The organism is Micromonospora citrea, from assembly GCF_900090315.1.
Lineage (GTDB): Bacteria > Actinomycetota > Actinomycetes > Mycobacteriales > Micromonosporaceae > Micromonospora > Micromonospora citrea.
In genome coordinates this window covers 4,903,706-4,924,074 of the sequence record NZ_FMHZ01000002.1, presented here as the reverse complement: position 1 = coordinate 4,924,074, position 20,369 = coordinate 4,903,706, and the positions used below count along the sequence as shown (strand labels likewise).

Sequence of the window (20,369 nt, the reverse complement as noted above, 5' to 3'; positions counted from 1 at the left end):
TCAGGACCACCACCCCGACGAGCAGCGGCCCTCGGAGCAGCTCAGGGCAGGGGGAACTACGGTGGGCATCACGCCCTCCTTCATGTGTGAGGGATGGGAGAGCGCGGGACGGGCCGGGACTCTTGGCGGGGAAACGACCCGCCCCGCGCGCCAAGGAGCAGTCAGGCAGCCACCGAGCCGGGCATCGTGGACGCCGGTCGGATCGCGGTGGTGCTCGACTGAACCAAGCCCATCTAGGCTGCCCTGGTGACGGCCAACGAGATGCCACCCATGGCAACCCCACGCGTCGCCGCCGGCGCCCTCTTCTTCGACAACGAAGGCCGCGTGCTCCTCGTACGCCCCAGCTACAAGAAGCACTGGGACATCCCCGGCGGCTACGTCGAACCAGGCGAGTCACCGCGTGCCGCGTGCATCCGCGAGATCGAGGAGGAATTAGGCCTGACCACTTCTCTCGGCCCTCTGCTCGTCGTTGACTGGGCGCCGGCCGAGCACGAAGGAGACAAGCTCCTCTTCATCTTCGACGCCGGACCTCTCACCACGGAGCAGGAACAGGCCATCCGCTTCGCGGACGGAGAACTCACCGAATGGCGCTACGTGACAGCAGATGGCCTGGACCATTACGGACCGCCTCGACTCACTCGGAGGCTGCGTACGGCGATCGCAGCGCGCAACAGCAGCAACGCCACCTATGCGGAGCATGGCAACGCCCTTTAAGGCGTGTTTCATAAGCGGGTCAGAGCCACTCGCAGATGATGGTGATGGTCAGGACGGCCTGGAACCGGACGGCCAACTTGTCGTAGCGGGTGGCCACGCCGCGGTGGCGCTTGAGTCAGGCGATGCCGTTCTCGACGGCGTGTCGCATCCGGTAGAGGTCTCGGTCGAACTTCGGCGGGCGTCCGCCGCGGCCGCCTTTGGCCTTGCGGTGAGCGTCCTGGTCTTTCTTGCTAGGGATGCACGCCTTGATCCCACGCTTGCGCAGGTAGGCGCGGTTACCACGGCTGGTGTACGCCTTGTCGGCCAGGACGAGGTCGGGGCAGGTGCGGGGCCGGCCCACCCCGAGACGGGTCACCTTGATACGGCGCAGGACCGGGATGAACTGCGGGCTGTCACCACGGTGCCCGGCGGTCACGACCATCGATAGGACCTTCTGGCCCTGCTCGCAGGCCAGATGCGTCTTGGTGGTCAGACCGCCGCGAGATCGTCCGAGGGCGTGATCGGCGGGTTCGTCGTGCACGCCGCCGGGCGGCTCTTTCTGCAGGTGGCCGTTCCTGCGGGCGCCGGCGGCGTGTTGGTGGGCGCGGCTGGTCATCGAGTCCACGCTGATCGTCCAGCCGATCCGGCCTTGCGCATCTGCGGTGGCCTGTGACGCGGCCAGGATCTTGTCCCAGGTGCCGTCGCGCTGCCAGCGACGGAACAGGCCGTAGACCGTCTGCCAGGGTCCGTACTCGGCCGGGACGTCACGCCAGGGCGACCCGATCCGGATCCGCCACCTGATCCCGTCGAGGAGCTGCCGTTTCTCCCATTTCGGCGGCCGACCCTTCGCCGACGCGGCAGGCAGCAGTACGGCGAGGCGCTGCCACTGGGCGTCGGTGAGGTCATGCCGCCTCGTCACCGCTACGCTGGCCACGAGGTCTCCGGTATGAAGTTCTTGCTTGGTCGCAGAACCAGATACCGGAGACCTCTTCAGTTGTCGATCACCGCCACGCCGTGACCCTCACCGGCCACCACGACTTCTGAAACACGCCTTAGTTCAGATTCTCCAAACGGGTTCGCACGCGCCGCCACCTGGTCGCGTCCGACGCTCCGCTGTCGCTCCACGCGGACCGCGCGAACAACTTCCGTCGGCTGACACGAGGCGGGTAAGAGCGATGGTCCGCCGCTAGACGACATGACTTTCAATCGTGAGGGTGATGCGCCGCCAGCCGGCCGGGCAAGCATCGGCGAGCTGCGGGCGGTCGTGGGGGTTGCGGGTCACGACGCCTCCGATGGGGCGCTCCGGCTCCGGGATGCCATCGAGCCGGGCAAGCCGAGCGCGCCACCAGCCGAAGCGGCCGTCGCCCCTGCGTACGTCAAGGTGCGCTTGACATGGCGGCCCCCGGCCGGTGGCCCGCTCCCCTTGAAGGCCGGTTCGACGGCGAACGGGATGTAAGCAAGAGCGGTCTGGCGCCGCTTGCCCATGTGTGCTGCGATAGAACCTCATGTTCGTCCAGCGGGTGGTCTAGTGCTACGCCGCAGCCAGGGTTGTTTTTGTGGATCTAGACCGCTTGAAGGAGGCCGCGGTGTTCGCCGAGGCGGCTCGCATGCTGGGGCCAGCAATCAACTGGCTCGTCAAGTCGCTGATCGAGCAGCCACCTCAGGGAGCCGGACTCGTAAATGATCCGATCCGTCTGGAAAGCCGGTTCAGGATCCCGGGGAAGAGGACTGAGCGGTCGCTGTCCCGCAAACATGTAGACGTTCTACTGGAGCGCCTAGCCCACCGTTTAGAGGGAATGAGGCGGGCCGAGTTCAGGAATCTTGCCGAAGACGAATGGACTACCGCCTTAGCTGCCGTTGCAGCAACCCTAAAGGCTACCGCCCCGATTACCGTCACAACAGCAATCGCAATGGATCTGCGATATGAGCACCTACTTAGGCTGGCGTTAGACGCGGACCCTGAGAGGCCGCAGAAAGTTGCCTTGAGTGGCGCTGCCACGGTCGCATACTACAGGTTCTTGGATGAATCATGCCGGCAGATAATAGAGTTCATAACGCAGCGTCCAGAATTCTCTAGGCGTGTAGAGGTGGAACTCGTCCAGCGTACCGCAGCGATACAGGAAAGTGTCGACGCTCTCGATCGAGCCCATCTAACGCAGGACGATCGAGAATTCGAGAAGAAGTATGGAGATCTGGTCCGAAGAAAGCTCGACTCGCTGCAACTCTTTGGCGTAACGCTTCAAGAGAACCACACCTACCCGCTGAGCACCGCATATCTCAGCCTCTCTGCGACGCCCGAGGCCGGTGGCCGGAAAGGTAAAGGCAGTCCACAACTTGATCTCGCGACGGCCCAACGGCTTAGAGTTCACGAAGCGCTCGCTGATACGAACCGAGTTTTAATTCGCGGCGAGGCGGGATCCGGGAAAACCACACTCCTTCAATGGCTTGCCATTAACTCGGTGAAGCCGGACGGGGAGAGGCCGCATGGATGGCTAGGAGCCGTCCCCTTTTTCATACCCCTGAGGCGATACGGGCTTAAGGATCTTCCGAGTCCAGAGCATTTCATCAAGGAAATTGCCCCGGCGCTATCTAGCGAAGCGCCCCATAACTGGGTGCAGCGAACGCTCCGATCGGGACGTGCGCTTGTTCTTATAGATGGGGTGGATGAGCTACCAGCTGCTAAGCGGAACGAAGTATGGCTCTGGCTCCACGATTTGGTAGTGACGTACGAAGATGCACGGTACGTTATAACATCGCGTCCGCCAGCCGCCGACGCAACCATTTTGGTGCCTGACGATTTTCGGACTTTCCTGTTGCTGCCCATGGGATCGGCGGACGTTAGGGCGTTTGTGAAGCAATGGCACGCAGCAATGGCGTCCATGCGTAAGGATGGTGGCGAACGTGAGGTTCTAAAGAAGTACGAGGAAGACCTCTTGGATAAGTTGGCGCAGCGGCGAGACCTGCGCCGACTCGCCACCAATCCCCTATTGTGTGCGCTAACCTGTGCGCTTCACCTCGATCGGTACCGGCAGCTTCCGCGAGACAGGATTGGTCTCTACCGTGCGGCGTTGGAGATGTTGCTCGTTAGACGCGACGAGGCCAAAGAAATAACCATTGATGGTCCGCCTCTGTCGCAGAACGACCAAGAGGCACTCCTGGCGCAGCTAGCGTATTGGCTGGTTCGAAACGGAAGGTCAGACGCGGACCGAAGTGAAGCCATGCGCCGGCTACGCAACTACATGAAGGCTATGTCCCACGTCACGGCCACGCCAAAGGAGGTCTTCGATCACCTGCTAATGCGTTCTGGAGTGTTGCGAGAGCCTGTCAAGGGCCGTATTGACTTTCTGCATAAAACGTTTCAAGAGTATTTGGCGGCTCAAGCAATACTCGATGATGGCGACATCGATTACTTAATCAGACATGCTCATGAGGATTCTTGGCGAGAAGTAGTTGTCATGGCCGTCGGTCATGGCCGTCGGGACGAAAGGGAGCGGATCGTCAGAGGCTTACTTGAGTTTGTCGGTGACGAATTCGATCTTGAAGAACGTAACCGCCGAATTCTAGTCGCCGCAGCATGCCTAGGACACCCGGGAGCGCTAGACCCAGCACTTGCAGAATCGGTAAGAGAGAAGGTAGGTCGGCTTGTTCCCCCACGAACTCGATTTGAAGCCGACCAGCTGGCGCAGGCAGGGGACATAGTTCTCGACCTGATTCCTGATCCGACAAACCTAAACGATGATCAGGGCCTGTACCTGCTGCAGTTGATCAACAGATTCGACCCAGAGGAAACGCTGCCCGTCTTGGCCCGCATTGCGGGCTGCCCGCGACAGGTTGTAAGGTCTAGGCTTGCTTCATTTTGGCCGCAGGTTCCTGCAGACGACTACGCGCGCACGGTTCTTGCAGGCATGAAGCTTGACGACGTGACGGTGGTGGCTCGCGGTGAGGAGCAGTTAGGTGCAGTCGTCCACATCGAAGGCTTACGACGGCTAGCGGTCGAGAACCATAACGGTTCCCTAGAACCCCTCGGTTCGAACCAATTCCTAGAGCAAGTTGCTTTGACGAATTGTGAACTGGCGAGCCTTGAGCCACTAAGCCAAGGTGACGTGGAGAGGCTGAGCCTCTGTTATGCCTCAGTGCGTGGAGGCCTTAGGCCGATGATCGGAGTCCTCCTACGAGAACTTACGCTTCTAGGCTTCTCTGGACGCGATCCCAATTCAGCTGGGCCAGCTTACATTGATGTCCTCCCGTCATTTGTGGCCTTGCGGAAGTTGACTATCGACGCGTCATACTTGGCTAAGGGTTTAGTCGATGTAGTTCCGGGGATTCCATCACTCAGATCTCTGGCAGTACTCTCCTCGGCGTCGTTGATACGGCTCTTTGAGGACGCCTACAGCGGGCGGCTCTCGCGCGAGCCTCAGCACTCCCTGAGCTGGAAAAGGCCATCGTTGTCAAGTTTCAGTGATCTTACTCAGGTGGAAGAGATCACGTTAACGGGCTGGCCGAATCGCGAGGAGCTGATTCTCCTGCAGAGTCTTTCGGCCCTGCGTGTCCTGCGAGTGGTAGCTGTCCGGGATGAACTTCGGCGACGGATATCTTCGGACGGTGGGGACTACCCGTACTTTGGCTTAACCACCGGGATTAAACAGACTCTGTTGAACCTTCCGCAACTCGATGAACTAGACCTTCTGGTCGTCGATTCAATAGGTAGATCTCTTGAAGTAAGGGACACTCTTGGACATGATCTGGCCTGGGTGCCGTCCTTCGTGTCGGGCTCAATTCGACCAAGGTCGAATGTGCGAGTTCTGATGAATGGAGAGCAGACCTGAGTGTCACTTCAACAGCTGACGCTCTTTGGCCTAGGTGACCACTGGGGATGACGGCTGAGCGCAGTAAGGGATGCCTGTGGATGCTGCCGGACTTTATGGACCATTCGGAACCGGCAACCTCGCAGCGTACCGACGTGAGATCGTTCCTTGCTACGGAAGCGGTCCTTCGACAGCAACGCTGACAGTAACCGGCGCGGACGAGGACAGTCGCGCACGGCACACGCGCGGATGATGGCCCGAGGCGGCCGACCTACATGGACGCCAGCGGACGTGCTGCAGAGCGTGAGCGAGATCTCGGCGAGATTCTGCAAGCGACGCCACTGCCGAAACGTTCTCATTAGGATCAAGGCGCCGCGCTCGCGCGGCGCAACGCGCCTGCGGCTTGCCCTGCGGGCGGCCTCCGGCCGTCCTCGGGCGCCGCAGCGCGTTGGCTACCAGTCACGCCACCGATCAGTGATCTCCCATGGCTGTAGGCCGTGTCTGGCGGCCAGTGCTGGTACGTCGACGCCAGCACTCGTCAGCGCCTCGTCGATGTACCCACAGAGATCCTCACGCCCATCGGTGTCATAGGTGGGGCTTGCCGGGTCCTCGTTGACCGCGTTGAGAGCGAGGACGACTTGCTGCACCGCAGCGAGGACGGCGGCGTCAGACTCCGGGTCGATCTGCACCAGGCGCCGCTCGAAGTCAGACAACGCTGCGTCTGTCGAGGTGATGAGCGAGCTTGGGAAGTCGGACAAGGCCCAGGCTTCCTCCGGCTCCCGCAAAGTCCCCGCTTGGAGCTGGGCGGTCTGCTCATCGACATAGCGCAGCCATCGGGCTGTTGGTCGCTCAGGCATGACGAGAGCGTGACAGAGCCATACGACGGAGTCCGGGCCGTATCGATTGCGAGGGCAGTCCGCCATCGTGGTGGTTCGGGCAATCGCTGCCGCGCCGCTTCGCGGCTTGCCATCGGGTACCGGGGTCCAGGCGCGCGGAGAGCCGGCGACACGGCAGGCCGCCCCCGGCCCGAAGGCCGGGGGCGGTGAGCCGTAAGCCGCCCGGGTAGCCGCGCCGCTCGGGTTGCGTCCAGGGAAGTTGTGTACGACTTGCCCGTGATGGGCGTGTTGCGTAGATGAGAGACGGCCATCGCGTCGATCCTTCAAGACGACCAAGTCAGAGAAGGAAGAGAGAACGCGATGGCCGCTTCAGAGAGTGTGAACCCTGTTGACCTGCTGCGCGAGCAGATCGAGGGCGCGTCGCCGGACGTGTTGCAGGCGATGATCAGAACGTTCGCGCAGGCGTTGATGTCTGCTGAGGCGGACGCGATCTGCGGCGCCGGTTACGGGCAGCGCAGCGAGGATCGGGTGAACTCCCGTAACGGCTACCGGCCTCGGGAGTGGGACACCCGGGCCGGGACGATCGACCTGGCGATCCCGAAGCTGCGCCAGGGCTCCTACTTCCCCGACTGGTTGCTGACGCATCGCCGGCGGGCCGAGCAGGCCCTGGTCTCGGTCGTGGCCACCTCCTACCTGCTCGGGGTGTCGACCCGGCGGGTGGAGAAGCTGGTCGAGCAGCTCGGGATCCGGCAGCTGTCGAAGTCGCAGGTATCGGAGATGGCCGCCCACCTGGACGCGCAGGTCGAGGCGTTCCGCAACCGGCCCCTCGACTCAGGTCATTACACGTTCGTGTGGACCGACGCGCTGACGATGAAGGTCCGCGAACACGGCCGCACCGTCAACGTCCACGCCCTGATCGCCGTCGGCGTCAACGCCGACGGCCAACGCGAAGTCCTCGGCGTGGATGTGGCCTCCGACGAGGACGGCGCCGGCTGGCTGGCGTTCCTACGATCGTTGACCGCCCGCGGCCTGACCGGCGTCCGCCTGGTCATCTCCGACGCCCACGCCGGCCTCGTGGCCGCCATCGGCGCCGCCCTGCCCGGGGCGTCGTGGCAGCGGTGCCGGACCCACTACCTGCGGAATCTGCTGACGAAAGTGCCCAAGTCCGCACAGCCGTGGATCGCCACCCTGGTGCGGACGATCTTCGACCAGCCCGACGCCGACGCCGTCCGAGCCCAGTTCCAGCGGGTCGTGGCCACCATCGAGGCGAAGTTCCCGACCGCCGCTGAGCACCTCGACACCGCCCGCGACGACCTCCTCGCCTTCACCGGCTTCCCCCGCGAGATCTGGCGCCAGATCTGGTCGAACAACCCGCAGGAACGGCTGAACAAGGAGATCCGCCGCCGCACCGACGTCGTCGGGATTTTCCCCAACCGGCCGGCGATCATCCGCCTCGTCGGCGCCGTCCTGGCCGAGCAGACCGACGAGTGGACCGAAGGCCGCCGCTACATGGGCTTGGAACTCCTCGCCAAAGCCCGCCTCATCCCTGCCCAGCCCGACCGACACGACACCGACCAGGACGAGCCCACCCCGATCGCCGCATAACATCAACCCGGATCCCGCGATGGCCGTCTCTTACACCACCAGCGCGGACGTGACCCGGCCTTTCCGGGCGAGAGGCTGTGCAAGTCGGATCAACGATGTGATGGGGAATCGCTGGTGGGACAGCGGCACGTGCGGAAGATGTTGCGGAAGATGGCCGGCGGGCAGCCGGTGGAGGTCGAGCAGGTGGCCACGTTGCGCTCACTCGCCCTTATGGCCGCTGTTGCCGAGCAATTCGGTTACGCGTACACGGACACACGGCAGCGACACCGCAGCGGACCGCAGCTGTTCTTCGTACCCGACCCCCGTCCGCAGGCCCGCGAAAGGGCCGAGCGGAACCGAGTGCAGTACCCGGATGCTTCCACCGGGGGCGCACTGCCCCCCGTGCCTGCCGACGTGCTGGAACTGTTCAAGGCCCGTATCAGCTACGACCTCGAGGGCTGGAACGACGACAAGCAGCGAACGTGGCTCCTCTATGTCGTTCTCACCGTGCTGTGCGCGGTCCTCGGTGTGCGGCTCGGGCTAGGAGGGACGTCCCCCACCGCCGCCGCGGCTGTCGCCGCCGTCGCCTGGGCGGCGCTGATGTCTGTCACCCTATTTTTGGTCTCCATTCGTCGACGCAGACGGGCCAAGTTCGCTGCGATCCTGGAGGCGGCCGGGTTCACGCAGACGACTGAGCAGAGCGGCCGGGAGCGGTATCTGCCGCTGACGCACCAGTAGGCCGCACAACCGCGGCGATCACGAACAGGGTGTCGGTGGTGACGGAGAGCCGGTCGTGCCCGTGAGGTCGGTCAACAAGGGTCAACAGCAGCTCCTACCAGCTCCGAGCCGTGACTGTCCGGTCAGAGGCCGCACCCCCCGATCCTGGGCCCGTCGGCCACGCCCCGCTTCGATCTTGCGGGCCGACAGCTGCTCTGGCCGCCCTTGCCTCGGGTCTGCCGGGCGATCCGCCGGGGCATGGCCGAGGCGATCTCGCGGTCCCACTCGCCCGGCCACACTGAGCAACGACCAGGACGTTGGAGACCTCGGGCTCCGCCCCGAACCCCGGCCCTCGTCAGAGATCCGTCGCATCCGCACCCGCATGCCGAGCGCCCTTTCCTGATCCTCACCGGCCGCACAGGAAAGAACAAGACTGTTCATTTGCCCCCGATGTCGGCAGTCTCTCGTGGCATGGTCGCCGACAACCAAGGTGCAGACCTGGCTCGCCGCCTTTCGCATGTTCGATGGCTCGCCGGGGGCACCGGGTCAGGCAAGAGCACCCTCGCCCGAGCCCTAGCCGAGCGCTACGACGTGCTGATCTACGACGGCGACCGCGCGGAGCGCGGCTACGTCAGCCGGTGCACCGCGCACGAGCAGCCGTACCTCTGGGCATTGCGGCAAGCTCCGCCGGCGCAGAAGTGGAACAGCCGCAGCGCCCAGGAGATCTTCGAATCGATGCCGAGCCTGCACGGGGAGACGTTCGGGTTCGTTGTCGATGACCTGCTCGCGATGCGCACTGGGCGTCCGGTCCTGGTCGACGATTTCCGAACTCTGCCCCGCGAGGTTGCTCCGCTGCTGGCGTGGCCGGAGCAGGCAGCCTTCCTCCTGCCGACGCCGCAGTTTCGGGATCGCGCGTTGCGGGCTCGATTCGCCGACGCCGCGAGGGCCCGAGCGAACTGGGGAGACAGCGACCACGGCGAAGCACTCGCTCTGCGACTGGCTCGCGACGAACTGTGGGACGCCGAGGTTCGGCGCCAGGCCGTCGAGCTACACCTGCCGGTGGTGTCCATCGATGGCTCGCGTGACGTCACCGACCTTGTCGATGACCTTGCGGCCCGGTTCCGTCTGGGCCCGTCCACGGGCCGGTGACCGTGGCGTGCGGCGGCCATGAGCGGGCGCGAGAGGTACGGCGCGCTGCTGCTGGCCGCGGGCGTCTTCGGGCATCACGATTACCCGGGCACGCTCTCCCGAACCGACGGTGCGGGTTCGATTCCCGTCGCCCGCCCCACGAATTCCGGCCCAGGCCGCCGGCGTTGCCACCGACTGTCTCCGGTCGGCTTGGGTGACGCCGCTACCGTGAGGCCGTGACGACCTCGGAGGCGGGCGCGGTGGCCGTGGACATCCTGCTCGCCGGCGCCGCCGTCGCCCTGGTCGGGTGCGCTGCCTGGTCGGTCATTCACAGCCGGCGCGCGTCGACGGTTCGGCTCTTCGGGCGGGTCCTGCGTCATCCTCGGCTGTGGGCCGCCGGGGCGGCATGCATGGGCCTCTACGTTCTCCTGGCGCTGGGAAACCTCACGGAGGTCACGCCCAGCGCGTGGCGCACTCCGGGCCGCTGGATCGCCGCCGTGCTGTTGCTGGCCGCGTTGGCACTGATGGCCGCCCACGGGGTCCTCGATCATCGCGCCAGGCGTCGGAGCTGACCCAGCAGGTCCGCTCCGGGCGTCCGGCACTCGCCCGGCGAACTGGTTCACCGGATCGGCCAGAACTGGATCAGTTGGCGCTCCTTCCGGGCGTCCTCGCCCGGCTCTGACCCGCGCCTGGTCAGGCGGAGTTCGTAGTCACCGGGCGGCAGGTCGAAGATGCGTGGGATCATCCCGGCGGAAATCTCTCCGACTCCCGCCGGCCCCGCCGGTAGGTGCAGAAGGTCCAGCCTGCCGGACGGAAGGTGAAGGCGCAGCTGCTTCCCCGGGTGGTCGGGTCCGGGGGCAGGTGGCGGCCCGTTCCACGACTCCATCCGCAAGGCAGGCCGGCCGTGCTGATGCTCCATCGGGATCAGGACACTCGACGGGCCAACCGTGAGTGGCTCTGCCTCTGCCGGAGGGATCAGCGTGACCCGGGCGGCGGAGTCGGTGATCCCGAGGCGGTCGTAGCCGGGGTGGATCAGCACGCCGGTGGAGCCGAGCAGCGCGGAGGTGGGCGCCTGGAGCCAGAACTGGAACAGGTAGCGCTCCTGTCCCGCCAGGCCGGCCCGGGCCGCCTCGAACTCGGGTCCGTCCCAGTCCAGCCCGCCCCGGCACAGCGCTTCGAACTCGCGTCTGACCCGCTCCCGGTTCCAGCAGGTGATCCGGAGCGCGTAGACGCCGGGTGGAAGGACGAAGACGTCCGGAACGGCCCCGCCGGTGATCTCGTCGAGCGCGAGCCTGCCCGTCGGCAACAGCAGACTGGTCGTCTCCTGCGCTTCGTGGTCGGGTGGGCCGGTCGGCGGCTCACCGTCCCAGTATTCCAACCGTAGAGCCGGACAGACCAGGTCTTCGGCGGCCCCGATCAGCACGGCGGAACTGCCGACTCCCAGCCAGCCGCGTCCCGGTAGTGGCGCGCGTCCACCAAACCCGGCAGTCTGGTCCCCGATGCCGAACATGTGGTGGTCCGGCTGGACGCGCAGGTCCGTGGCGGCAACCAGTTCACCCACGCGTTCCTCCCTCGGATCAGCCGCTGATCGACATCAGTCTGGATCTCGATCAGGCCGCTGTCGACCCGGTCACGGCGCGCGGAGGATGTCCCCGGTCAGGCGTCGATCCGTGAGCATGGCGCAACATGGAGGGTCGCGGTGAGGAGCGGTCATGGATGTCGAGACGCTGCTTCCACGGTCGCGGACGCCCCGGGACTATCTGGACGTCGTCGCAGACCCGCGTGTCGACGCGGCCGGGATGCGCGTCCTCGCCCGCAGTCCCTACCCGTTCGTGCGCCTGGCCGTCGCCGAGGACGTCCGCGCGGACGCGGTGGCGCTGAGGGAACTGCTCGCCGGGTCGTTCTCCGAGTGGGACCGCAACCGTCTCCTGCGGCTCGTCGCCCGGCATCCGCAGGCGGACCGGGGCGTACTGCTCGACGTCCTGAAGGAGATCGCCGCCCGGCTGGACCGCCGAACGTCGAGGCCCTACGCCGCGGCGATCGCGGTGGCCGGCCGACGTGAGCTGGCGCCCCACGAGGTGCGTCGCCTGCAGCGCCTTCCCGGCGCGTCGAGACGAATGCGTCGAGGTGTGGAGCGCGCGCTGGCGGCACGGGCCGACGAGGAGACCCGCCTCCCTCGACTCACCGCACGGCCCGCTGGGCGAGACCACGCGGACCCGCCTGCCGCAGGGCCACGGCCTGGCTGACCGCGAAGGCCGCGGCCTCGACGGCCACGGCGGCGATGAGCACGGTGAAGGCGCCCTCTCACGGCATGATCGCCCCGTAGGCGGCGAGAGCCGCGTGCCCGGTCGACCGAGGTCGAGCCGGACACGCGGTCGACGCTCCGTCGTCACCGGGCCCAGACGGTCGGCTCGCCGAGGCCGCCGTCGAGCCCCGGTGTGGCCCCGGTCCGCAGGGGCCGGCCGCCCTTGTCGAAGACCTTCGCCTGAGCTACCCGACGAGGGTCGACGCGTACCGCGCCCGCACCGTTGTCGAGCCGGCCGCTGGCGATCGTCCGCCCCTTCCCGTCGAACAGCTCGACGCGCGCCGCCGGTTCCGGCCCGACGACCAGCACGCCGGCCGCCTCTCCCGGCACCGGGACGACGAGCAGGTCAGGACTGCCCGCGACGGCGGAGGAGTCGGTCGGTGACCCCGGCTCCGATCGCGGCAGCGTCCCGGCCCTGGTCTTGAGCAGCAGGGCGCAGCCCTCGTCGGCCGAGCAGGAACTCACCATGACGGCCTCCGGCGCGCCGGGAACCCAGTCCGGCAACCGCCCGCCCCAGACGACCCGGGGCACGGATCCGGTCAGCCCGTGCCTGTCGAGTTCCCCGCGTAGGTCGCGCACCGCGTCGGCGGCGAGCGTGGCGTCCACCGGGCCGCGCGCGCCGGCGGTGGAGACGGCCGACGCCGTCGGCCCCGCCGCAGCCGGTCCACCGCCTGCCGGACCGGAGTACCGCACCACGCCTCCACCGCCTGCCGGAGCGGAGTACCGCACCACGCCGTCGCAGGTGAACCGCCACCGTTCGGCCGTCTGGCCCGCGCCGCGCACGACGAACCCGTCCGTGCCCGCCGCCTGCCAGCTTCGGACGACCCGTCCGTCCCGCTGGATCCGACCGTCGGCGGAGGTCTCGACGACACACCCGGCCGGCGCCAGCCCGACGAGGAGATCGGGGCGAAAGCCGACGTCCGTCGGCCAGTGCCGACCGTAGAAGAGGTACGGCTCCAGGGGGTGCGGCTCGTCGGGGGTGCCGGTCATTCGCAGCAGTTCCGGCACGGCCGCCCCGGCCGGCCCGTCCCCATGGCGCAGCAGCGCGTGCGAGTCGTTCAGGAAGGCCACCACCACGGTCCGGGCGCCCGGCACGTCGTGCGCGAGCAGCACCTTCACCCTGTCCAGCGTCGGGTCGACCAGCAGCCGGGCACGGGCTGCCCGGTACTGCCGCTCGATGTCCGCGATCAGCGCCCTGTCGCCGGCGAGGTTGCCCCGGGTCGGCGAGTCCAGCAGCCGCCGCACCATCGGCCCGTCGACCCGGCCCGCCGGCTGGTACGTCCCCGTGGCGGGCGGCGGCGACGCCACGCCGGCGGCCGGGAGCACCCGTCGGGCCGCAGGGCGTCGTCGGATCTCGTGGCGGGCGTCGAGCCGGCCGCCGGGGCGCGTCAGGGCGGGATCGGCGCCGGTGTGGCGGCTGCGTACGATGCGGGCCGGGCATCCCCTCGTCCCGCGGAGGTATCGGCAGATGGTAGGCCAGCACGAGGGGTACGCCCTCGGCGTCGACCTCGGCACGTCCCACACCGTCGCCGTGCTGCGCCGGCCCGACGGGCACACCCGTCCGCTGCTCGTGGACGGTCAGCCGGTCATCCCCTCCGGCGTGTACGCCGACGCCGACGGGCTGCTGCACGCCGGCCGGGACGCCCAGCGGCTGGCCCGCACCGATCCGGGCCGGTACGAGCCCAACCCGAAGCGGCGCATCGACGAGCCCGGGGTGTCGCTCGGCGACCGCCGGTACCCGCCGGCGGAACTGCTGGCCGCGACGCTGCACGCGGTGGCCCGGGCGGTCGTCGACGCGGTCGGCTTCCTGCCCCAGGCGGTGCTCACCTGCCCGGCGACGTGGGACGAGGCCCGGCGGCAGGTGCTCGCCGACGCCCTGGCCGTCGCCGGGTGGCCGTCGGCGGCCGAGCACACGCTTTCCGGCCCTACGCCACCGGGCACCCGGCTGCTGCGGGAGCCGGTCGCCGCCGCCCGCTACTACACGCAGGTGTTGCGCCGGCCGGTGCCGGTCGGCGGGGCGATCGCGGTGTTCGACTTCGGCGCCGGCACCCTGGACGTCGCCGTGCTTCGCAACGAGGGCGCCGACCCGTGGGGCGACTCGGGGTTCAGCGTGGTCGCCGCGGGCGGCGCCGACGACCTCGGCGGGCTGGACGTCGACGCGGCCCTGCTCGGCCGGGTGGGCGAGCTGGTCGCCGGCGAGCACCCGGCGCAGTGGCAGCGGCTGGTCCGCCCGTCGTCCGCGACACAGTGGCGGGAGCGGCACGAGCTGTGGGAGAACGTCCGGGGCGCGAAGGAGATGCTGTCCCGCGTCACGGCGGCGCCGGTGGCCGTGCCCGGGGTGGAGGCGGTCGTCACGCTCTCCCGGGCCGACCTGGAGCGGGTGGCCGCGCCGCTGCTGGCTCGCGCGGTGGCGGTGACCCGGGAGGTGATCGCCACCGCCGGCCTCGACCCGCAGCAGCTCGCCGGCCTGTTCCTGGTCGGCGGCGCCACCCGGATGCCGATGGTCGCCCGGCTGCTGCACGCCGAGCTGGGCGTGGCGCCGACCGTGCTCGAGCAGCCGGAACTGCCCGTGGCCGAGGGGGCGCTGACCGACCTGCCGCTGCCCCGACGCGCCGGCGGGGCAACCGCGCAGCAGCCGCCGCCACCCGTGCCGGCGCACCAGGCAGAGCCGGCGTCGCCGCCGGTCGCGCAGGCCGAGCCAGCCGAGGCGCAGGCGGAGCAGCCGGCCGGGCCGGTGGGGCCGGTGGGGCCGACGCCGATGGTCGTGGCCTGGCCGGAGGGCGTCACCCCTGCCCTGCCCGCGCCACTGGCGCCGACCCTGGTGGCGGGAGCGTCGGCCACACCGACCGCCGCGCCGTCGCCGGCCGTGCCCCACGGGTCGCCCGCCGCCGCGCCGGCAGGGCACCCGATGTCGTACGGCGCGCAGGCACAGCCCGGCGCCGCCGCGCCCGCCGGCAGCCCGGTGCCTTACGGGTCGCCGGGTCACGCGCCCGACGGCCACGGCGGGCAGCCGCCGGGCCTGCCCGCGCCGCCGCAGGCAGGGTGGGTGCCGCCGGCGGCGTGGCCGGGCGTACCCGTCTCCGGTGCGCCGGTGTCGCCGCCGCCCGGCACCGGCCCGACCGCGCCGGCGTCCCCCCGCCGGCGGGCGCTGTGGATCACGGTGGGGGCCGTCGTCGCCCTCGCCGGCGTGGTGACCGCGACGGTGCTCTACCTGACCCGGGACCGCTACCCCGCCCTGGAGTTCCGGACCTCGGTCGAGGTCGTGGAGCGGGTGGCCGCCGGGGCGGACCGGCCGACGGCGATGTTCACGGCGGTGCTCGGCGACCGCGCCTACCTCGCGTACCCGCTCGACGACGGGCGGCTGGAGGTGACGGCGGTCGACGCCGGCACCGGCGCGCAGAAGTGGCGGAAGCAGACGGTGGCGTCCGCCGAGCGCTGGGACCGCATCGTCGCGCTGCCCGGCGCGGTCGCGGTCGTCGCCGACGCCATCGGCGACGACACCCCCAGGGACCTGGTGCTGCTCGACGGCGCCTCCGGCGAGCAGCGGTGGCGCCGGTCGATCCGGGGCGACGACGACGTCCTCTTCGGCGAGGGCGTCGCGGTGCTGGTCGACCGGGCCGGGAAGCGGCTGGTCGGGCTGCGGCTGGCCGACGGCGGGGAGGTGTGGGCGCGGGACAGCCCGCGCGACGAGTACGGCGGCGCCCGCACCAGCGTCCACCCGGTCACGACGGAGAAGGCGCTGGGCGGGCCGGCCTTCGTCGACGGCTCGCCGCGCGATCCGTGGCGCGGCGAGGTCCGCCGGATCGTGCAGGTGGGCGCGGACCGTTCCGTCCGGATCCTGGACATGGGCAGCGGCCGCGTCGTCCACGGCCGCGCCGGCGTGGCCGACCACGACGACCTGGTGGTGGCGCACGAGGACCGCGTCTACGTCGCCCGCGACGAGGCCAACTACCAGTTGCTCGCGTACGACCTGTCGACCGACGCCCAACCGAGGGTGCTGCACACCGCGGCGGGCGACCGGAAGCGGCCGAAGGCGCTGGTGCCCTGCGGCGAGCACCGGGCGTGCCTGCTGGAGACCACCGCCGGCGACGACGAGAGCACCGAGGTGGTGGCGGCGACCGAGAAGAAGGCGGCCCGCTGGCCGGCGCCGGGGGCGACCAGTCTGGTGCCGCTCGGCGAGCACCTGCTCGTGCGCCGGACCTCCCCGGAGTCGACAAGCACGCTGTTCGACCCGGAGGGCCGCGCGGTGCTGCGGGACCGGCCCGGGGTGGCGGTCCGGCTCGACGCGGGAAACCTGCTGGTCTTCGCCGACCCGCCGAGTCCGGCGGAGGACGACCGCAGCGTCGCCGGGGTGGCGGCCGGCTCGGGCGCGGTGGCCGAGCTGGGCCAGCTCGAGGACGTGCGCAGCGAGACCTGCTCGTGGAACACCAGCGTGATCGCCTGCGGGGCCGGCAGAGACTTCGTGCTCCACCGGTTTGCCGACAGTTAGCGGATCCCGGACGAACAATTCAGATCGATCTATGTAATCGATAGCCTCCTCTCAACGACCAGGCCGCCCCGCGCCCCGGCCACGAGCCGGCGCGGGGCCGACAGGAGGAGGACCGGCATGACATCTCCCCGTACCCGACGGTGGCGGGCGCGCGCGGCGGGCGCACTCGCCCTCGCCGCCACGGTCGTGGCCACGGTCGGCGCGCCCGCCACCGCGGCCCCCGGCGGCACGATCCGGTACGCCGACGACCCGGCCGCCGTGGCGGACGGCTACGTCGTGGTGCTCAGGGAGGACGGCGTGGCGCGCCGCGCCGGCGACCGGCGGTCGGCGGTCAGGGGCGTCGCAGACCGGCTCGCCGACCGGTACGGCGCCTCCGTCGGCCACGTCTACGGGCACGCGCTCGCCGGATTCCAGGCCCGCCTGCCGGAGCGGGCGGCCCGCCGGCTCGCCGCCGACCCGGCCGTGGCGTACGTGGAGCGGGACCGCCTGGTGACCCTCGTCGGGCCGGGCGTCCAGCTCGACCCGCCCTCCTGGGGACTGGACCGGATCGACCAGCGCGCGCTCCCCCTCGACCGCCGGTACGCCTACCCGAACACGGCCCACAACGTGCACGCGTACGTCCTCGACACGGGCCTGCGGCGCACCCACGGCGACTTCGGCGGCCGGGCCGGCGTGGGAGTCGACCTCGTCGACGGCGGCCCGGCGGACGACTGCAACGGTCACGGCACCCACCTGGCCGGCACGATCGGCGGCACCCGGCACGGGGTGGCCAAGGAGATCCAGTTGCGCCCGGTGCGGGTGCTCAACTGCTCCGGCAGCGGCACCTTCGCCCAGGTGATCGCCGGGGTGGACTGGGTCACCGCGAACGCCGTCCGCCCGGCGGTGGCGCTGCTGGCGCTCGGCGGCGGGGCCAGCACGGCCCTGGACGCCGCGGTGAACCGGTCGATCGCGTCCGGCGTCACCTACGTGGTCACGGCGGGCAGCTCGAACGCCAACGCCTGCAACTACTCCCCCGCCCGGGTGCCGGCGGCGCTGACGGTGGCCGGCACCACCAGCACCGACGCCAGGATGCCGAGCGGCAACCACGGCAGCTGCCTGGACCTGTACGCCCCCGGCGCGAACATCACCTCCACCTGGCACACCGGCGACAGCGCCGCGACGATCCTCAGCGGCGGGTCGATGGCCGCCGCGCACGTGGCCGGGTGCGCCGCGCTCGCCCTCTCGGCCAATCCCACCTGGAGCCCCGCCCAGGTGGCGGCCCACCTGACCGGTCGGGCGACGGTCGGCGTGGTCACCGGCACGGTCAGCGGCACGCCGAACCGCCTGCTCTACTGCGGCCCCTGATCGCGCCCGGAATGGCCGGGCCCGTCGCGCCGCCATGCGAGCCACGCCGGCCGCCGCCGCGGAGACGCCGGCCCGGCCGACGAGCCGAGCGGCCCCCCGAAGATCGATGTTTGTCGACCCTTGCCTCCGCCGGAACCGCCGACTACCGTTCGATCGATGATCGACTATCTCGTCGTCGGCGGGGGCATCGCGGGCGCCAGCGCCGGGCACCACCTCGCCGCGTACGGGACCGTGGTGCTGCTGGAGATGGAGCAGGTTCCCGGCCGGCACTCCACCGGCCGCTCGGCCGCGGTCTTCTCCGAGTACTACGGCGGGCCGACGGTGCGCGCCCTGACCCGGGCCAGCCGGGGCTTCCTCGCCGCGCCGCCGCCCGGCTTCGCCGAGCACCCGCTGCTCACCCCGCGCGGCGTGCTCAGCCTCTGCCCGCCGGGCAGCGAGGACGCCTTCGAGGCGGCGCTGCGCGACGGCGCCGAGGTCGACCCGCCGGCCCGCGAGATCGACGTCGCCGACGTGCCCCGGCACTGCCCTGTCGTGCGGGCCGAATGGTGCCGGCGGGCGATGGTGAAGCCCGGCGCGCGGGATCTCGACGTCGCCGCGCTGCACCAGGGCTACCTGCGGGGCCTCCGGGCGGCCGGCGGCCGGATCGTGTGCGGCGCGCGGGTCCGTCGGCTGCGGCGGGACGGCGGCGGATGGCGGGTGGGCACGGACGCCGGCGAGTTCACCGCCCGGGTCGTCGTCAACGCGGCGGGCGCCTGGGCCGACGAGATCGCGACGGCGGCCGGCGTACGGCCGATGGGGTTGACGCCGCTGCGGCGCACCGCCTTCCTGGTGGACGCGCCCGCCGGCGTCGCGGCGGCGGGCTGGCCGATGGTCAACGACGTAGACGGGAGCTTCTACTTCAAGCCGGAGTCGGGACGCCTGCTGGTCTCGCCGTGCGACACCACCGCGGTGCCGCCCGGCGACGCCCGCCCCGACGACCTCGACGTGGCGATCGGCGCCGAACGGGTGCAGGCGGCGACCACGCTGCGGATCCGCCGCGTCCACCGGCCCTGGGCCGGGCTGCGGACCGCCGCCCCGGACGACGTGCCCGTGATCGGCCCGGCGGCCGACGCACCGGGGTTCCTCTGGATGGCCGGGCTCGGCGGCTACGGCGTCCAGACCTCGCCCGCGGCCGGCGCCCTGCTCGCCGCGCTGGCGGTCGACGCCCCGCCCCCCGTGGACCCCGCCCCCCTCTCCCCCACCCGCTTCCCCTGACCCCGCCGTCGGCGGTGGGGGGGCAGGGTGCGGCTGACCCCGCCGTCAGGGGTGGGGGGTGAGGGTGCGGCGGGGGAGCATCGTCCAGGCCGAGAGGGCGGCCGACATCAGGGCCGCCACCAGCATCACCTGGAAGACCGCCGGATAGCCGGCCACGCTGGCGACCAGGCCGGCCAGGGGCGCCCCCGCCACCAGGCCGATGTCCCAGAACGAGGTGAACGCGCCGAGCGCCGCGCCCTGGTGGGCCGGGTCCGTCCGGTTGATCACCAGCAGGGCCAGCGCCGGGAAGAGCAGCGAGAGCCCGGCGCCGATCACCAGCCCGCCGACGACCGCGACGACCAGGTTCGGCGCGACCGCGACCAGGAGCAGCCCCACCGCCTCCACCAGGGCCGACCCGACCGCCACCCGGCCGGCGCCGAGCCGGTCGGGCAGCCCGCCCACGAACAGCCGCACCCCGACGTAGGTGAAGCCGAACGCGTTGAACGCGGCGATGCCGTTCTCGATCCCCCGGTCGGCCAGGTGCAGGGCGACGAACGCGGCCAGCGCGGCGTAGCCGAAGCCGGCCAGGGAGAGCGCGACTCCCGGGGCCACCGCGCTGCCCGGCAGGATGCCGGCCCGGCCCTTCGGGGCCGGCTGCTCGGGGCGCGGGCGGGCGGCGACGAGCGCGGCCCCGGCCGCCGCCGTTGCGATCGCGAACAGCCACACCGTCGGATAGCCGCCCGAGGTGCGCAGCAGCACCGCGCCGAGCAGGGCGCCGAGCGTGATGCCCAGCCACATGTGGATGCCGTACAGGCCGACGACCCGGCCGCGCCGGTCGGCCGGCGCCAGCGCCACCAGCCAGGCCGCGCCGGCGGTGTAGACGGCCGCCTCGCCCACGCCGTGCAGCACCCGCACGCCGACCAGCACGCCCACGTTGCCGGCCATGAGGTAGGCCGCGCCGGCCGCCGCGCAGACCGCCGCGCCGGCCAGCATCACCGTCCGGTACCCGTGCCGGTCGCCGAACCGGCCCGCGACGGGCCGGGCGATCACGGCGGAGACCGCGATCGCGGCGATCACCACGCCCACCTCGACCCGGCTGCCGTCGAGTTCGTCGAGGACGTAGAAGGGCAGCACGGCCAGGGACGCGCCGACGCCGAGCAGGCACAGGAAGATGGCGGCGAAGAGCGGCACGACGGGCCGGTAGAACGCGAGTTTCCCGCCGGTGGTGGTCATGC

Annotated in this window: 14 protein-coding genes and 1 pseudogene; 10 read left to right on the top strand and 5 right to left on the bottom strand. The window is 70.2% G+C overall.

What is annotated here, in order from left to right; translation table 11 throughout:
• The first annotated feature begins 246 nt into the window (after window positions 1–246).
• Window positions 247–714, top strand: coding sequence for an NUDIX domain-containing protein (locus tag GA0070606_RS22605; RefSeq protein WP_091103933.1), 468 nt, complete (start codon window positions 247–249; stop codon window positions 712–714).
• A 19-nt stretch (window positions 715–733) separates the two neighbouring features.
• On the opposite strand, the pseudogene GA0070606_RS22600 reads toward GA0070606_RS22605, so the two are convergent.
• Window positions 734–1,627 (bottom strand): annotated as a pseudogene (locus tag GA0070606_RS22600) (IS5 family transposase).
• A 652-nt stretch (window positions 1,628–2,279) separates the two neighbouring features.
• On the opposite strand from GA0070606_RS22600, the gene GA0070606_RS22595 reads away from it, so the two are divergent.
• Window positions 2,280–5,519 carry an NACHT domain-containing protein gene (locus tag GA0070606_RS22595; RefSeq protein ID WP_141721764.1) on the top strand — a complete coding sequence of 1,080 codons (3,240 nt, stop codon included), beginning with the start codon at window positions 2,280–2,282 and terminating at the stop codon, window positions 5,517–5,519.
• Window positions 5,520–5,950: 431 nt separating this feature from the next.
• Here GA0070606_RS22595 and GA0070606_RS22590 read toward each other — a convergent pair whose 3' ends face one another.
• A complete protein-coding gene (locus tag GA0070606_RS22590; protein WP_218106038.1) occupies window positions 5,951–6,355 on the bottom strand; it encodes a hypothetical protein in 405 nt (134 codons plus the stop codon).
• Between the two features lie 339 nt (window positions 6,356–6,694).
• Here GA0070606_RS22590 and GA0070606_RS22585 point away from each other — a divergent pair, with 339 nt between their 5' ends.
• From GA0070606_RS22585 to GA0070606_RS22570, 4 genes are all read left to right on the top strand, one after another.
• On the top strand, window positions 6,695–7,939 hold the full coding sequence (locus tag GA0070606_RS22585; protein WP_091103929.1) for an IS256 family transposase: 1,245 nt from the start codon (window positions 6,695–6,697) through the stop codon (window positions 7,937–7,939).
• A gap of 138 nt (window positions 7,940–8,077) precedes the next feature.
• Window positions 8,078–8,656, top strand: a complete 579-nt coding sequence (locus tag GA0070606_RS22580) for a hypothetical protein (RefSeq protein WP_176737392.1) — start codon at window positions 8,078–8,080, stop codon at window positions 8,654–8,656.
• 450 nt (window positions 8,657–9,106) lie between these two features.
• A complete protein-coding gene (locus GA0070606_RS22575) occupies window positions 9,107–9,784 on the top strand; it encodes a nucleoside/nucleotide kinase family protein (protein WP_091103924.1) in 678 nt (225 codons plus the stop codon).
• 215 nt (window positions 9,785–9,999) lie between these two features.
• Window positions 10,000–10,335, top strand: coding sequence for a hypothetical protein (locus GA0070606_RS22570; protein WP_091103921.1), 336 nt, complete (start codon window positions 10,000–10,002; stop codon window positions 10,333–10,335).
• A gap of 47 nt (window positions 10,336–10,382) precedes the next feature.
• Here GA0070606_RS22570 and GA0070606_RS22565 read toward each other — a convergent pair whose 3' ends face one another.
• Entirely contained in the window at window positions 10,383–11,273 is an 891-nt protein-coding gene (locus GA0070606_RS22565; RefSeq protein WP_141721761.1) for a hypothetical protein, read from the bottom strand.
• Window positions 11,274–11,475: 202 nt separating this feature from the next.
• On the opposite strand from GA0070606_RS22565, the gene GA0070606_RS22560 reads away from it, so the two are divergent.
• Window positions 11,476–12,009 (top strand): hypothetical protein, encoded by a 534-nt coding sequence (locus tag GA0070606_RS22560; protein ID WP_245724771.1) that lies wholly within the window; start codon window positions 11,476–11,478, stop codon window positions 12,007–12,009.
• 143 nt (window positions 12,010–12,152) lie between these two features.
• Here the strand turns inward: GA0070606_RS22560 and GA0070606_RS22555 are convergent, their stop codons facing one another.
• Entirely contained in the window at window positions 12,153–13,394 is a 1,242-nt protein-coding gene (locus GA0070606_RS22555) for a hypothetical protein (RefSeq protein WP_091103916.1), read from the bottom strand.
• Window positions 13,395–13,536: 142 nt separating this feature from the next.
• Between GA0070606_RS22555 and GA0070606_RS22550 the strand changes: the two genes are divergently transcribed.
• From GA0070606_RS22550 to GA0070606_RS22540, 3 genes are all read left to right on the top strand, one after another.
• Window positions 13,537–16,557 carry an Hsp70 family protein gene (locus tag GA0070606_RS22550; RefSeq protein WP_091108040.1) on the top strand — a complete coding sequence of 1,007 codons (3,021 nt, stop codon included), beginning with the start codon at window positions 13,537–13,539 and terminating at the stop codon, window positions 16,555–16,557.
• Between the two features lie 117 nt (window positions 16,558–16,674).
• Window positions 16,675–17,901 (top strand): S8 family peptidase, encoded by a 1,227-nt coding sequence (locus tag GA0070606_RS22545; RefSeq protein ID WP_091103914.1) that lies wholly within the window; start codon window positions 16,675–16,677, stop codon window positions 17,899–17,901.
• Between the two features lie 156 nt (window positions 17,902–18,057).
• Window positions 18,058–19,155, top strand: a complete 1,098-nt coding sequence (locus GA0070606_RS22540) for an NAD(P)/FAD-dependent oxidoreductase (protein ID WP_091103911.1) — start codon at window positions 18,058–18,060, stop codon at window positions 19,153–19,155.
• A 45-nt stretch (window positions 19,156–19,200) separates the two neighbouring features.
• Here GA0070606_RS22540 and GA0070606_RS22535 read toward each other — a convergent pair whose 3' ends face one another.
• Window positions 19,201–20,367: an MFS transporter gene (locus tag GA0070606_RS22535; RefSeq protein ID WP_091103908.1), complete on the bottom strand. Its 1,167-nt coding sequence runs from the start codon at window positions 20,365–20,367 to the stop codon at window positions 19,201–19,203.
• Window positions 20,368–20,369 lie beyond the last annotated feature (2 nt).